The following is a 13,563-nucleotide window of genomic DNA, read 5'->3' on the forward strand; positions in this document are numbered from 1 at the left end:
CGGGGGCGCGCCCGGCCCGGGCTCCTCAGGGACGGAAGCGGTCCGTGGCCTCCAGCAGGTGGTGCGTCGTGCCGGGTTCGGCCATCGCGTGCCCCGCGTCCGGCACGATGTGCAGCTCCGAACCCGGCCACGCCGCGTGCAGCTCCCACGCGCCTACGACCGGGCACACCACGTCGTAGCGGCCGTGGACGATCACGGCGGGCAGGTGGGCGATCCGGTCCATCCGGTCCAGGATCGCCCGGCGCCGCAGGAACGCGTCGTGGACGAAGTAGTGGTTCTCGATCCGGGCGAAGGCCAGGGCGAAGCGGTCCGGGTCACCGCCGGTGCCGGCGGGTCGGGGGAGCAGGGTCGAGGTGGACGTCTCCCACGTGGTCCACGCGCGGGCCGCCTCGAGTTCGACCTGCGGATCCCCGCAGTGCAGGAGCCGGTGGTAGGCCGCGACGTGGTCGTAACCCGGCTGATGGACGGCGTCGGGGCCGTCCGCGGCGAGCAACGGCGCGAGGTAGCCCTCCCACACGTCCGGGAACAGGTGCGCGGCCCCACCGCGGTAGAACCAGTCGATCTCGCTCGGGCGGCACAGGAAGACGCCGCGCAGGATCAGTCCGCGGACCCTGGAGGGATGCTCCTGGGCGTACGCCAACGCCAGTGTCGAGCCCCACGAGCCGCCGAAGACCAGCCACTCCTCGACCCCGAGGTGCTCCCGCAGTCGCTCGAGATCGTCGACCAGGTGCCAGGTGGTGTTGACCGTCAGGTCCGCGCCGTCGGCGACGTGTGGGGTGCTGCGCCCGCACCCCCGCTGGTCGAGAAGGATGATCCGGTAGGCCGCCGGGTCGAACATGCGTCGGTGCTCGGGCGTCGTCCCGCCACCGGGTCCACCGTGGACGAACAGGACGGGGGCGCCATCGGGATTCCCCGAGCACTCCCAGTACACGTGCTGCCCGTCGCCCACGTCGAGCATCCCGCTGTCGTGGGGTTCGATGGCGGGGTAGGGGGCGCGGCGGGCGGCGCCGCGCCCGGGGTCGGTCGTCGGTGCCATCACGGTCAGAAGGAGTGTTCGGCGCCGGGGAAGGCCCGCGAGCGGACCTCGGTGCCGTACTCGCGGGCGGCGTCACGCAGCGTGTCGGCCAGCTCGGCGTACCGCTTGACGAACTTCGCGGTGCGGCCCGTGCTGTGCCCGGCCATGTCCTGCCAGACCAGCACCTGGGCGTCGCACCCGTTGCCGGCCCCGATGCCCACGGTGGAGATCTCCAGTTCCGCGGTCACCTCCCGCGCCAGGTCGGCGGGCACCATCTCCATCACCACGGAGAACGCCCCGGCCTCCTGGACGGCGCGGGCGTCGGCGCGCAGCTGATCCGCCGCGTCGCCGCGACCCTGGACCCGGAACCCGCCCAGCCCGTTGACCGACTGCGGCGTGAAGCCGATGTGCGCCATCACGGGGATCCCGGCGTCGACGATCGCCTTGATCTGCGGGACCATCCGCACGCCCCCCTCGAGCTTGACGGCCTGGGCGCCGCCCTCCTTCATCATGCGGGTGGCCGCGGCCACGGCCTGCGTCGGCGAGGCCTCGTAGCTACCGAACACCAGGTCCGCCACGACCAGCGCCTTCGGGGCGCCGCGGGTGACGGCCCGCACCAGCGGGATCATCTCGTCCTCGGTCACCGGGACCGTCGTGTCGTAGCCGTAGACCACGTTGGCGGCCGAGTCGCCGACGAGCAGCACCGGGATCCCGGCCTCCTGGAACAACCGCGCGGAAACGAAGTCGTAGGCGGTGAGCATCGGCCACGGCTCGCCGGCGGCCTTGAGCTCGGCGAGGTGGTGCAGACGGGTGACCCGGGTCAGGCCCTGCGGCCCGTCGCTCTTCGGCGTCTGGTCCGGTGCGCCGCCGGCGCCGTAGACCGGGGAGTCGGGGGTGTCGCTCATGGGAGTGTGGCCTTCCTTCGGTGACCTCGAGGCCGGCTGGAGCGCCGGTACCCGGGTGGACAGGGGGCGGTGACGTGCGCGGCGGGATCCGTGCGCTGTCGCGGACGAGTCTGCCACGACCGGCACGGAGGGGTCCGGTGGGCGTCGGGGCGGGCGGATGTCACACGCTCGTAACACGACAGGCACTAGGTTGGACCGCATGAACCGCCAGCAGGAGTACGTTCTAAGGACCTTGGAAGAGCGCGACATCCGGTTCGTCCGGCTCTGGTTCACCGACGTCCTCGGCACCCTCAAGTCGGTCGCCGTGGCGCCGGCCGAACTCGAGGGCGCCTTCGGGGAGGGGATCGGCTTCGACGGCTCCGCCATCGAGGGCTTCTCCCGGGCGTCGGAGGCGGACACCGTCGCCAAGCCCGACCCGTCGACCTTCCAGGTGCTCCCGTGGGCCCACGCCGACGGCAAGCAGCACTCCGCGCGCATCTTCTGCGACATCTTCAACCCGGACGGCAGCCCCAGCTGGGCGGATCCCCGGCACGTCCTGCGCCGTCAGCTCAGCAAGGCCGCCGACCTCGGGTTCTCGTGCTACGTGCACCCCGAGATCGAGTTCTTCCTGTTCAAGGACCTGGACACGGACGGCGCGGAGCCGGTGCCCACCGACAACGGTGGCTACTTCGACCAGGCCGTGCACGACTCCGCCCCTCACTTCCGGCGCCACGCGATCGAGGCGCTCGAGGCGATGGGCATCTCGGTGGAGTTCTCCCACCACGAGGGCGCGCCGGGTCAGCAGGAGATCGACCTGCGCTACGCCGACGCCCTGAGCATGGCGGACAACATCATGACGTTCCGCTACGTGGTCAAGGAGGTGGCCATGAACAACGGGGTGTGGGCGTCGTTCATGCCCAAGCCCCTGCGTGACCACCCGGGCTCGGCCATGCACACCCACATGAGCCTGTTCGAGGGCGACGCCAACGCGTTCCACGACCCGGACGACGAGTACCAGCTGTCCGATACCGCGAAGTCGTTCGTCGCGGGCATCCTCACCCACGCGCCCGAGTTCTCGGCGGTGACCAACCAGTGGGTCAACTCGTACAAGCGACTCATCGGCGGAGGCGAGGCCCCCACCGCGGCCACCTGGGGCCGGGCCAACCGGTCGGCGCTCGTCCGTGTGCCCATGTACACGCCCAACAAGGCGTCCTCGCGCCGCATCGAGGTGCGCAGCCCGGACTCGGCCTGCAACCCCTACCTGGCCTACGCGGTGATGTTCGCCGCCGGGATCAAGGGCGTCCAGGAGGGGTACGAGCTGCCGCCGGAGTCCGAGGACGACGTGTGGACCATGAGCCGGCGCGAGCGGCGGGCGATGGGATACACCGACCTCCCCGGCAGCCTCGAGCAGGCGCTGGACGCCATGGAGGAGTCGGAGCTCGTCGCCGAGGCGCTGGGCGAGCACGTCTTCGAGTTCTTCCTGCGCAACAAGCGGCGCGAGTGGCGCGAGTACCGCAACGACGTGACCCCGTACGAGCTGCGGCACTACCTCAACTTGTGACCGGGGGCGGCATCGTGAGCACGGACTCCTCGCGCCCTCGGTTACCGAGCCCGGGCCGCCTCGGGCTGCTCGACGACCGGGCCGCGGACTGGCTCGACTACCTGGGGTGGACCGACGACGACGCGGTCCCGGTGCTGTGGTCGCTGTCCCGGGCTCCGGACCCGGACCTCGCCCTGGGAGCCCTGGTGCGGCTCCATGAATCACTCACCGCCGAGTCCCACGATGAGGGCACCTCCGCGCGCGCCGGGGGCGACACCGGGGTCGCGGCGTTGGACGCCGCGCTGCGGTCCGATTCGCGGCTCCGGGCGCGGCTGCTGGGGCTGCTCGGATCCTCGAGCGCGTTGGGCGACCACCTCGTCGCCGAGCCCACTCGGTGGGCGCTGCTGCGCGGAGGACTGCCGACGTTCGAGGACGTTCTGGCCGACATGCTCGGGGCGGTCGAGGCCGTGCCCGAGCAGGCGGTGGAGGGCGCGCCGCCGCCGTCCCAGAGGGAGGACCTGCGCAGCGTCGGGACGTACCGCGCCGGGGTCACCGGCGGCGCCGCCGTCAGCGTGCTGCGCTCGACGTACCGCGACCACGTGGCGCTGCTCGCCGCGCACGACGTGGCCGGGTCGGTCGACGACGACGAGCCCGTCCTGCCGTTCACCGAGGTGGGCCGGCGCCTGTCCGACCTCGCGGACGCCGCGTTGACCGCCGCTCTCGCGGTCGCGGTGGCCACCGTCCACCCGGACTCGCCGATGCCGGCGCGGTTGGGCGTGGTGGCCATGGGCAAGGGCGGGGCGCGCGAACTCAATTACATCTCGGACGTCGACGTGATCTTCGTGGCCGAGCCGGCCGACGCCAGGACCGGTCGCGTGGCGGGGGAGCTGATGCGCATCGGGTCCATGGCCTTCTTCGAGGTCGACGCGGCGCTGCGCCCGGAGGGCAAGTCGGGCGAACTGGTGCGCACCCTCGAGTCCCACACGGCCTACTACAAGCGTTGGGCCAAGACGTGGGAGTTCCAGGCCCAGCTCAAGGCGCGCCCCATGACCGGCGACCTGGCCCTGGCGGAGGAGTACCACGACACCGTCCACCCGATGGTGTGGACCGCCGCCGAGCGGGACGACTTCGTGCACGACGTGCAGGCGATGCGCCGGCGCGTGGAGGAGAACGTGCCCGAGGCCCTGCGCGAGCGCGAACTCAAGCTCGGACGCGGGGGTCTGCGCGATGTCGAGTTCGCCGTGCAGCTGCTGCAGATGGTCCACGGCCGCACCGACGAGGACCTCCGCGTCACCAGCACCGTCGAGGCGCTCGGCGCGCTGCGCGACGGCGGGTACATCGCCCGCGAGGACGGCGCGGAACTGCTCGCCGCCTACGAGTTCCTCCGCCTGCTCGAGCACCGCCTGCAACTGCAGCGCTACAAGCGCACCCACCTGCTACCGGAGGACGACGACGAGGAGGCCTACCGCTGGCTGGCCCGCGCGGCGCACATCCGGCCGGACGGGCCGAACGACGCCGCGCAGGTGCTGCGGCAGAGTCTGCGCGAGCTGCGCCGCCGCGTTCGCCGCCTGCACTCCAAGCTGTTCTACCGCCCGCTACTGGACTCGATCGCCTCGTACGACGCCGAGGCCCTCTCGCTCAGCACGGAAGCGATGGAGCGTCAGCTGGCCGCCCTCGGCTTCGCGTCGCCCCGCAACGCGTTGGGTCACCTGCGGGCGTTGGCGGGACAGAGCAGTCGCCGCGGCCGTATCCAGGCGCTGCTGCTGCCCACGTTCATGGAGTGGCTCGCGGACACCGCGGACCCGGACGCGGGACTGCTGGCCTACCGGCGACTGTGCGAGGAGAACGAGGAGATCACCTGGTTCCTGCGCACCCTGCGGGACGACAGCATCGTGGCCCGCCGCCTCGTACGGGTGCTGGGGACCTCGGCGTTCGTCGCGGGCCTGCTCATGCGCAACCCCGAGGTGATCCCCGACCTCACCGACGGCGCGCAGGGCCCGGTGCTCGTGGCCTCCAAGGTCTCCGACATCGCCTCCGCGCTCACCGCCTCCGCCGCCCGGCACCCCACTCCCGAGCGGGTCATCGCCACGGCGCGGTCGCTTCGCCGCGCCGAGCTGGCCCGGATCGGGGCCGCCGACGTCCTGCAGATGATCTCCGTACCCGATGTCGGGCGGCGACTGTCGGCCGTGTGGCGGGCGGTGCTCGAGGCGTCCCTGGCCGCCGTGGTCCGCGACATGATGCCCGAGGGCGGTGCGGCGCCGGCCCGCATCGCCTACATCGGGATGGGGCGGCTCGGCGGGGACGAGCTGTCCTACAGCAGCGACGCGGACGTGATGATCGTGTGCGACCCGGTCGAGGGCGCCAAGGAGGACGAGGCGGTCCGGTGGGCCACGCAGGTGGCCGAGCGGGTGGGCAAGCTGCTGGCCTCGCCGTCGTCGGATCCCCCGCTGGACCTGGACGCCGACCTACGCCCGGAGGGCCGGAACGGCCCACTCGTGCGCACCCTGGCCTCCTACCGTGCCTACTACGCCAAGTGGGCCGAGACGTGGGAGTTGCAGGCGCTGCTGCGGGCCTCGTTCGCCGCCGGGGACCGCGAGCTCGGGCTGGATTTCCTCCACATGATCGACGAGTTCCGTTACCCGGAGCAGGGCGTGCCCCCGAAGGTCGTGCAGCAGATCCGCCGGATGAAGGCGCGGATCGACTCGGAGCGCCTGCCGCGTGGCGCGGATCCGGCCACCCACACCAAACTCGGCCGCGGTGGCCTGGCCGACGTGGAGTGGAGCGCCCAGTTGTTGACGATGCAGCACGCCGCCAGGGTGCCCGGGCTGCACACGACGTCGACCCTCGAGGCGCTCGACGCCGCCGCCTCGGCCGAGTTGCTGCCGGAGTCCGAGCGCGACGCACTGGTCGACTCGTGGCTCATGGCCGCCCACGCCCGCAACGCGTTGGTCCTGGCGCGCGGCAAGGCGGTCGACCAACTGCCGGGTCAGGGCTCGATCCTGGCGGCGGTGGCGATGATCTGCACCGGTTCGGCCGACGGCGCGGGGTTCCTCAACGAGTACCTGCGCGTGACCCGTCTCGGTCGCAAGGCGGTCGACCACGTGTTCTGGGGCGAGGACTGACGCCGGCCCCGGGGGTGGGCCAGGGCCGGGACCAGGGTCGTCCCTGATGCGGCAGGTGCTCCCACGCCGATAACCTGGGTCCATGCCTGTGACCATGAACCTCACCCTCACCCTCGACGGCGTGACCTACGGCGAGCTGTACGAGTTCGTCGACGCCGTCCGCGCCGCCGGGGTGCCGGCCGACGAGCGGGTCCGCTGCCTCGGTTCCGACGACAAGGGCGACCGCTTCGAGGTGGACCTCGGCCCGGACCGCCGCCGGGCAGGATCGGCCCGTGCGGCCTCCGGCGCGCTGGTGGGCCAACCGGTGGAAGGTCCCGCCGCGCCCGGGGCTGCGTCGTCGTCCTCACCGACCGTGGCGTCGGTCGCCGAGACGGTGCGCTCGATGGTGCGTAACGGCGACGACCTGGACCGCGTGATCGCCGCGCTGGGGGACCTGCGCAAGTTCCTGCGTTGAGCCCTAACCGCCCGGTCGCCCGGGCCGTCGCCGTCCTCGCCGCGCTCGTCGCCGGCGCGGGTGTGGCGCTACACCACTCCCGCTCGGAGATCCCGGCCGTGCCGGTGCTGGCGAGCTTCGCGGTCGCCGCCTGGGCGTTCTCCCTGGTGGCCCTGATCGCGGCACTGCGTGCGCGGTCGGTGCTGCTCGGGATCATCGCCGTCGTGTTGGTGGGTGCCGGGGTGGTCCAGTACGGGCCCCTCGTGGCACCGCCACGCCAGATCAACGACGACGAGGGCATCCCGATGCGGGTGATGGTGCAGAACCTCGAGTTCGGCCGAGCCGCCCCACACGACGTGGTCCGGGCCGTCCGCACCGGCGGGGTCGATCTGCTCATGACCGTGGAGACGACCCCGGAGGCGGCGGACGCGCTGCGCACGGCGGGTCTCACGGGGCTGCTGCCGCACGAGGCCGCCTCGACCGCTCCCACGACGCAGGGGGTCGCGGTGTGGTCGCGGTTCCCGCTCTCCCCGCCCGAGCGGGTCCCGGGCTTCAGCCTCGGGCTGGTACGCACCGAGATGGCGGGGCCGGGCGGCCCGGTGACGGTGGTGGCCGCGCACCCGGTGGCCCCGGTGTTCGACGCCCCCGCCGCCGTGGAGGAGGCCGATCGCCTGCGCTGGTCCTCGGCAGCCTTCCCGGGCCCGCGCCGGTGGTGGTGGGCGGGGATTTCAACGCCACCTGGGATCACGTGCGGTTCCGTGACCTGCGGGGCCTCGGGTACACCGACTCGGTCTCCGGCGGGAGTGACGGCTGGGTACCCACCTGGCCGGCGGGTCGACGGATCCCGCCGCTCATCGGGATCGACCACGTGCTGGCCCGCGGGGCGGTCGCGGTGGGGGACACGGACACCGTGGAGGTGGCCAGGACGGACCATCGCGGCGTGGTCGCGACGGTGCTTCTGCCCGCGCCGCGGGCTCGGTGACCTAGCATGCGCACCATGAGTTCACGCATCCGCCTGATCGCCAGCGGCGTCACCTCGGCCGCGGCGGTGGCCCTCCTCGCGGGGTGTGGCGGGGCGACGGTGGACGGTCAGGCCCCGGAGGTGTCCTCGGACCCGGCCGCGTCGGCCGCCTCGTCGTCGCCGTTCGCCGAGGAGCGGCCGGAGAAGCCCACCGGTCCCGTCGCGCCCCCTCCGCCGCAGTCGCCGGCGCCCGAACCGATGCCGGGGGAGCCCGAACCACTGCCTCCGCCCGAGGACGCGCCCGGACCCGAGCCGGAACCCGCGCCCGCGGAGCCCGCCCCGCCGGCTCCGGGTGCGGGGGACTTCGTCGCCCTGCTCGAGCGGCGGGGTGTCGTCCTGCCCGAGGGCGTGGACCCGGTCGCCACGGCCACCGAGGCCTGCGGCCGGTTCGACGGCGGGCAGCAGATGGACGAGGTCTCCGGATGGCTGGGTGAGCGGGCCCGCCTCGACGCGGACGGCCAGGGCTTCTTCCTCGGCGCCGCGGTGGGGACCTACTGCCCGGAGAACTTCCCCAAGCTCGGCTGAGGCACGCCGGGCCGGGTCACGCCCGGCTGGGTAATTCTCGGTCAGGTCACATCCGGCCGTACCGGGCCCGCCCGATCGAGTAGAGGCCGTACAGGGCGATCCCCGCGCCGGTGAGCACCAGCAGCACCTGACCGAAGGGTTGCTCGCCAACCGCCCGCAGGGCGGCGTCCAGCCCGCCCGCCTTCTCCGGATCCGCGGTCACGACGGCCGCGATCACCAGGCCCCCGAGGATCGCCAAGGCGATGCCCTTGGCGACATACCCCACCCGGCCCGTGATGATCATGGCCCGGCCGACCTCCCCGGACCCGGTGCGTTCGAGGTCCTCGACGAACTTCGTGGTGGCCCCCTTGTAGACGTGGTAGCCGCCCACCGCGAGGATGGCGAGCCCGGCGACGACCAGGGCCATCTTCCCCACCCCGGAGCCGAGCAGCCCGGCCGTGGCTCCGGAGGCGGTCGCGGAGTCGGACCCCCCGCCCCCGGAGGCGAACCGCGCGGTGGTCAGTCCCAGGACCACGTACACGGCCGCCTTGGCCGCGGCCTTGATCCGGTCAGAGGTCTCCTCGGACCCGAGGAACAGCTCGGTGATCTGCCACAGACCCAGCGCGAGGAAGCCCACGGCGCCGACCCATAGCATGACCTGACCGCCCGGTGCGCTCGCGATCTCCGCCAGCGCACCCGAGTTGGACGCCTCGCCGCCGCCCGACCCGAGTGCGATCCTGACGGCGATCCAGCCGATGAGCAGATGGAGCACGCCGTTCATGACGTATCCGGCGCGGGCCAGCCACTCGAGCGCGGGATGGTCGGCGGCGGAGCGCGCGGCGCCGGAGACGGTGGCAGAACGTATCGGGGAGTTCATGGGTGAACTCTCCCACGTCGCCGCGGATTCACCACTCGAACCGTGTCACCACTCGATCTCGCCGAGGACCTCGTTGCGACGGCGCAGTTCCGCCAGCCGCAGTTCGGCCGCGCGGTGCTCCTCCATCCGCATCCGCGCCTGTTCGGCGAGGGCGTCGGCCTCGACCTCGGCGAGCAGGAGCTGGAGTCGGTCCTTCTGCTCACGGAGCGTCTCCACCGAGGTGTCCATGGCGATGAGCTTCCGGGAACCGGCCACGGCGTGGAGGAAGGGGTTGCGCTCGAGGATCAGGCGCGCCTCCTCGGGGGCCAGCACCCTCGACAGTTTGAGCAGGACCGGATAGCCCTGCCCCTGTCCCTGCCGGTCGGTCTCGGGGTCGTGTCCGGGATCCAGTGCTGCGGCGACGACCTTGAGCGGCCGGGCCCGGGGCGAGGAACTCCGGAAGTCGAACGCGTCGGTGTCCATGTGGTCCGGCTCCTTCCCGGCGTCCTGCCCGGCAGTGGCTGTTTACCTGCCACCACCGTAGGCGTACCGGCCGGGACGGCCGGGCGGTTCAGGTTTTTTGCGCTCCGGAGGGGCTCAGCAGCTGTAGCGGGGTGTGCGGGACGACCGCGTCCCGGCGGTGTGCCCGCCCGGCGCCGATACACTCGAGCTGTGACTACCGGCAATGAAGGCGCAACCGACCTCGACTACCTGCTCCGCCAGATGGCAGAGGGCATCGAGCAGGCTCCCGTGAACTTCCCGATCACCCTGGTGATCAACGGGAACACCTGGGAAGGGAACCTCACCACCGAGGGTGAGTTCATGCGGATCCAGGCGGCCACCTTCGACGCGCTGACGGGTGATGAGAAGTCCGAGCAGGTGGCTGATGCCCAGGCCAGTGCATTCCGGCAGATCGGCATCACGAAGTACGAGGAGGCACTGGACGGGGAGGACAGGGTGGCCTCGTTCATCCACGTCACGGACGCCTGGCAGAGGGGAGAGAAGGCTCCGATCCCGGTCATGCGCGTCCGGATCTCGTCGGTGGATGCGTGGACCTTCGGCCACGCGAGTAGCTAGAAAGGCGCCGCCCGCCCGGCCATCGAGGTGATGACCGCGCGGGCGGCGCCCGGCACTACGACCGAGGTCGATGCCCGCCCCGGCCTGCGCGGGGGCAGGTCAGGGCGGGCATGAGGGTCAGCAGTCGTAGTAGAGCTCGAACTCGTGCGGGTGCGGACGGAGGTTCACCGGGGCGATCTCCTTCTCGCGCTTGTACGAGATCCAGTTCTCGATGAGGTCCTCGGTGAACACGCCACCCTCGGTGAGGTACTCGTGGTCCTGCTCGAGGCGGTCGATGACGGCGGGCAGCGAGGTGGGCGCCTGCGGGATGTCGGCGGCCTCCTCCGGCGGGAGCTCGTAGAGGTCCTTGTCGACCGGGGCCATCGGCTCGATCTTGTTCTTCACACCGTCGATGCCGGCCATCATCATCGCGGCGAACGCGAAGTACGGGTTGCCGGACGAGTCGGGGCAACGGAACTCGATGCGCTTGGCCTTGGGGTTGTTGCCGGTGATCGGGATCCGGACACACGCCGAGCGGTTTCGCTGCGAGTACACGAGGTTGATCGGGGCCTCGTAGCCCGGGACGAGCCGGTGGTACGAGTTGATGGTGGGGTTGGTGAACGCCAGCAGCGACGGCGCGTGGTGCAGGATGCCGCCGATGTAGTAGCGGGCGATGTCGGACAGCCCCGCGTAGCCGGACTCGTCGTGGAACAGCGGCTTGCCGTCCTTCCACAGCGACTGGTGGGCGTGCATGCCCGAGCCGTTGTCGCCGAAGAGGGGCTTGGGCATGAACGTGGCCGACTTGCCGTTCTTCCAGGCGGTGTTCTTGACGATGTACTTGAACAGCTGGACGTCGTCGGCAGCGTGCAGCAGGGTGTTGAACTTGTAGTTGATCTCCTGCTGGGCGCCGGCCACCTCGTGGTGGAAACGCTCGAGCTCGAAGCCGGCGTTGGTGAGGTTGGTGGACATCTCGTCGCGCAGGTCGACGAAGTGATCGTACGGGGCGACGGGGAAGTACCCGCCCTTCTCGCGGACCTTGTAGCCCAGGTTGGGCGAGCCGTCGGCCTCCTGGCCGGCGCCCGTGTTCCAGTTGCCGGCGCTCGAATCGACCTCGTAGAAGCCGTGATTCGTCCCGGAGCCGTAGCGGACGGAGTCGAAGACGAAGAACTCGGCCTCGGCCCCGAAGAAGCACGTGTCGGCGATGCCGGTGGAGAGCAGGTACTCCTCGGCCTTGCGGGCGACGTTGCGCGGGTCGCGGCTGTAGGCCTCACGGGTGAAGGGGTCGTGGACGAAGCAGCTGATGTTGAGCGTCTTGGCCCTGCGGAAGGGGTCGAGACGGGCCGTCGCGACATCCGGCAGGAGCATCATGTCGGACTCGTGGATCGACTGGAACCCCCGGATGGAGGAACCGTCGAAGGCCAGGCCGTCCTCGAACATGTCCTCGTCGAACGCCGCTGCGGCGATCGTGAAGTGCTGCTCGTTACCCGGCAGGTCGGTGAACCGGATGTCGACGTACTCGACGCCCTCGTCCTTGACGTACTTGATGACCTCGTCCGGCGTGGAGAATGCCACGATTCGCTCCTCGTCTCTGAAGTGCGACGGGAAACCGGTGTCTCCCGTCGTGCGGTGACCTCACGATATGGGCGAGGTGTTGCCCGGCCGTCAAGCGAATGTTTCGCTGGTGTTACGTCCCCGGCCGGGTGGGTCCCTCCCAATAGGGTCAGTTTAGTCACCCGAAGCGGGGGATCGCCGACATGGGGATCGGCAGGTCGCCCGGCTACCCTGAGCAGTATGCGTGACGTTGCGGGATCATGGTTGTCCGGCCCCACCTCCGGCAGTGGGCCGGAGCAGAAGTACAAGGGTGAGAATCTCGGTCTCCCGGCGTCCGGCGCAGGCTCGATCGCCCCGCTGGGCGTGCGTGTCGGCGCGCTGGCGGTGGACTGGTTCCTCGCCTACGGGCTGGTCGCGATCATCGTGATGCTGCTCGGCCCGGAGACTCTGGGCGGCGACTCGTTCTCCGCCGTCTCCAGCTGGGCCGTGCCGCTGCTGTGGGGCGTGAGCGGCGTGGTCTGCGTGTGGCTGTTCGCCCAGACGCCGGGGCAGGCGCTGGTCGGCATCGGCACGGCACGGGTCGACGCCGAGGAGCGGGTGGGTTTCGTCCGTGCGCTGGTGCGCGTGGTGTTCATCTTCTTCCTGCTGCCCCCGCTCATCCAGGACGAGGACGGACGCGGCATGCACGACCGCGCCACCGGCACCACTCTGATCCGTACCCGTTGATCCGTACCCGCTGACGAGGCGACGCCCGCCGCCCGGGACGGGCGGCGGGCGTCGTGAGCCCGGTGGCTGCGACAGCCGGACGGCGGACGGCTCAGCCGCGGCGGCGGGCGCTGCGCTGGATGTTGCGCACCTTCGCGCCCTGGGGGACCGGGCCCTTGGGCATCTGGTTCTGAATGCCAGTCTTGGTGCTCAGCGCGCGGAGCCGGGTGTCGAGGGCGTCGACCTTCGCCCGGCTGATGTTCATCGGGTATCGGGTGAGCCGGCGGTTCAGCTTGCGCAGTGGCACCTGCTCGGGGGTCGCGTCCTGCTCCTCGCCGACGATCAACTCGTAGATCGGGGTGTCGCCGACGACCCGGGCGACCTTCTTCTTCTCCTGTGCCATGAGCGGCTTGAGCCGGCGCGGCTCGCCCTCGCCCACGATCACGATCCCGCACCGGCCGACCACGCGGTGGACCGCGTCGAAACTCGTCGTGGCGGCGACGGCCTGGTTGACCCGCCACCCGGACCGCAACTGGTCCAGGGCCCACGCGGCCGCGCCCGGCTGCCCCTCGGCCTTGCCGTACACCGTGTTCTGCACGCGGCGCGAGAAGATCACCATCGCGAGCATGAGGCCGGTGAGCACACCGAGGGGGAGCATCCACCACTCGCCGCCCCACAGCATGCCGAGGAGGAAGAACACGACCGTCGACAGGACGACCGCGCCGATCATCAGCGGCCACAGGAGCTTGTCCTGCTTGGACTGGATCTTCAGCGCCTGCCACATCTGGCCGCGCTGTTCCTTGCCCGCCTGCCGCCGAGCGGCCCGGGCCGCCTTCTTGTCCGCCTTGGTGAGCTCGCTCTTCGCCATGGTCATCA

Annotated in this window: 12 protein-coding genes and 1 pseudogene; 7 read left to right on the forward strand and 6 right to left on the reverse strand. The window is 71.3% G+C overall.

Annotated features, from left to right (window positions below; all coding sequences use genetic code 11):
* Nucleotides 1-25: 25 nt before the first annotated feature.
* Together pip and panB are read right to left on the reverse strand one after the other, a co-directional pair.
* Complete coding sequence (gene pip / locus VZF99_RS05675; protein WP_407335866.1) at nucleotides 26-1,036, reverse strand: prolyl aminopeptidase; 1,011 nt, start codon at nucleotides 1,034-1,036, stop codon at nucleotides 26-28.
* A gap of 5 nt (nucleotides 1,037-1,041) precedes the next feature.
* The gene (panB, locus tag VZF99_RS05680) at nucleotides 1,042-1,920 is read right to left on the reverse strand and encodes a 3-methyl-2-oxobutanoate hydroxymethyltransferase (protein WP_407335867.1); all 879 of its coding nucleotides are present in this window, start codon (nucleotides 1,918-1,920) and stop codon (nucleotides 1,042-1,044) included.
* A 199-nt stretch (nucleotides 1,921-2,119) separates the two neighbouring features.
* On the opposite strand from panB, the gene glnA (VZF99_RS05685) reads away from it, so the two are divergent.
* The 5 genes and pseudogenes from glnA (VZF99_RS05685) (at nucleotide 2,120) to VZF99_RS05705 (ending at nucleotide 8,540) form a co-directional block, all read left to right on the forward strand.
* Nucleotides 2,120-3,460 carry a type I glutamate--ammonia ligase gene (gene glnA / locus VZF99_RS05685; protein ID WP_407335868.1) on the forward strand — a complete coding sequence of 447 codons (1,341 nt, stop codon included), beginning with the start codon at nucleotides 2,120-2,122 and terminating at the stop codon, nucleotides 3,458-3,460.
* Nucleotides 3,461-3,471: 11 nt separating this feature from the next.
* Nucleotides 3,472-6,561 carry a bifunctional [glutamine synthetase] adenylyltransferase/[glutamine synthetase]-adenylyl-L-tyrosine phosphorylase gene (locus VZF99_RS05690; RefSeq protein ID WP_407336086.1) on the forward strand — a complete coding sequence of 1,030 codons (3,090 nt, stop codon included), beginning with the start codon at nucleotides 3,472-3,474 and terminating at the stop codon, nucleotides 6,559-6,561.
* An 82-nt stretch (nucleotides 6,562-6,643) separates the two neighbouring features.
* The gene (locus tag VZF99_RS05695) at nucleotides 6,644-7,015 is read left to right on the forward strand and encodes a hypothetical protein (protein ID WP_241504659.1); all 372 of its coding nucleotides are present in this window, start codon (nucleotides 6,644-6,646) and stop codon (nucleotides 7,013-7,015) included.
* 293 nt (nucleotides 7,016-7,308) lie between these two features.
* Nucleotides 7,309-7,976: pseudogene (locus VZF99_RS05700) on the forward strand (endonuclease/exonuclease/phosphatase family protein).
* A 15-nt stretch (nucleotides 7,977-7,991) separates the two neighbouring features.
* On the forward strand, nucleotides 7,992-8,540 hold the full coding sequence (locus VZF99_RS05705; protein WP_096907281.1) for a DUF732 domain-containing protein: 549 nt from the start codon (nucleotides 7,992-7,994) through the stop codon (nucleotides 8,538-8,540).
* A 46-nt stretch (nucleotides 8,541-8,586) separates the two neighbouring features.
* Here the strand turns inward: VZF99_RS05705 and VZF99_RS05710 are convergent, their stop codons facing one another.
* On the reverse strand, nucleotides 8,587-9,396 hold the full coding sequence (locus tag VZF99_RS05710) for a DUF1206 domain-containing protein (RefSeq protein WP_069389422.1): 810 nt from the start codon (nucleotides 9,394-9,396) through the stop codon (nucleotides 8,587-8,589).
* Nucleotides 9,397-9,441: 45 nt separating this feature from the next.
* Nucleotides 9,442-9,858, reverse strand: coding sequence for a hypothetical protein (locus VZF99_RS05715; protein WP_120285781.1), 417 nt, complete (start codon nucleotides 9,856-9,858; stop codon nucleotides 9,442-9,444).
* Between the two features lie 189 nt (nucleotides 9,859-10,047).
* Here VZF99_RS05715 and VZF99_RS05720 point away from each other — a divergent pair, with 189 nt between their 5' ends.
* On the forward strand, nucleotides 10,048-10,452 hold the full coding sequence (locus VZF99_RS05720) for a hypothetical protein (RefSeq protein ID WP_096905678.1): 405 nt from the start codon (nucleotides 10,048-10,050) through the stop codon (nucleotides 10,450-10,452).
* 117 nt (nucleotides 10,453-10,569) lie between these two features.
* Here the strand turns inward: VZF99_RS05720 and glnA (VZF99_RS05725) are convergent, their stop codons facing one another.
* Complete coding sequence (gene glnA, locus VZF99_RS05725; protein ID WP_096905677.1) at nucleotides 10,570-12,003, reverse strand: type I glutamate--ammonia ligase; 1,434 nt, start codon at nucleotides 12,001-12,003, stop codon at nucleotides 10,570-10,572.
* A 219-nt stretch (nucleotides 12,004-12,222) separates the two neighbouring features.
* On the opposite strand from glnA (VZF99_RS05725), the gene VZF99_RS05730 reads away from it, so the two are divergent.
* On the forward strand, nucleotides 12,223-12,708 hold the full coding sequence (locus VZF99_RS05730; RefSeq protein WP_185951736.1) for an RDD family protein: 486 nt from the start codon (nucleotides 12,223-12,225) through the stop codon (nucleotides 12,706-12,708).
* Between the two features lie 91 nt (nucleotides 12,709-12,799).
* On the opposite strand, the gene VZF99_RS05735 is transcribed toward VZF99_RS05730, so the two are convergent.
* A complete protein-coding gene (locus tag VZF99_RS05735) occupies nucleotides 12,800-13,555 on the reverse strand; it encodes a DUF4191 domain-containing protein (RefSeq protein ID WP_067714310.1) in 756 nt (251 codons plus the stop codon).
* Nucleotides 13,556-13,563 lie beyond the last annotated feature (8 nt).

The organism is Dietzia kunjamensis, assembly GCF_045689975.1.
GTDB classification, from domain to species: Bacteria; Actinomycetota; Actinomycetes; order Mycobacteriales; family Mycobacteriaceae; genus Dietzia; species Dietzia kunjamensis.

What these genes read in the sequence shown, in the direction of transcription:
- pip (WP_407335866.1), bottom strand. Translation starts at nt 1,036, where the DNA reads ATGGCACCGACGACCGACCCCGGGCGCGGCGCCGCCCGCCGCGCCCCC.
- panB (WP_407335867.1), bottom strand. Translation starts at nt 1,920, where the DNA reads ATGAGCGACACCCCCGACTCCCCGGTCTACGGCGCCGGCGGCGCACCG.
- glnA (WP_407335868.1), top strand. Translation starts at nt 2,120, where the DNA reads ATGAACCGCCAGCAGGAGTACGTTCTAAGGACCTTGGAAGAGCGCGAC.
- VZF99_RS05695 (WP_241504659.1), top strand. Translation starts at nt 6,644, where the DNA reads ATGCCTGTGACCATGAACCTCACCCTCACCCTCGACGGCGTGACCTAC.
- VZF99_RS05705 (WP_096907281.1), top strand. Translation starts at nt 7,992, where the DNA reads ATGAGTTCACGCATCCGCCTGATCGCCAGCGGCGTCACCTCGGCCGCG.
- VZF99_RS05710 (WP_069389422.1), bottom strand. Translation starts at nt 9,396, where the DNA reads ATGAACTCCCCGATACGTTCTGCCACCGTCTCCGGCGCCGCGCGCTCC.
- VZF99_RS05715 (WP_120285781.1), bottom strand. Translation starts at nt 9,858, where the DNA reads ATGGACACCGACGCGTTCGACTTCCGGAGTTCCTCGCCCCGGGCCCGG.
- VZF99_RS05730 (WP_185951736.1), top strand. Translation starts at nt 12,223, where the DNA reads ATGCGTGACGTTGCGGGATCATGGTTGTCCGGCCCCACCTCCGGCAGT.
- VZF99_RS05735 (WP_067714310.1), bottom strand. Translation starts at nt 13,555, where the DNA reads ATGGCGAAGAGCGAGCTCACCAAGGCGGACAAGAAGGCGGCCCGGGCC.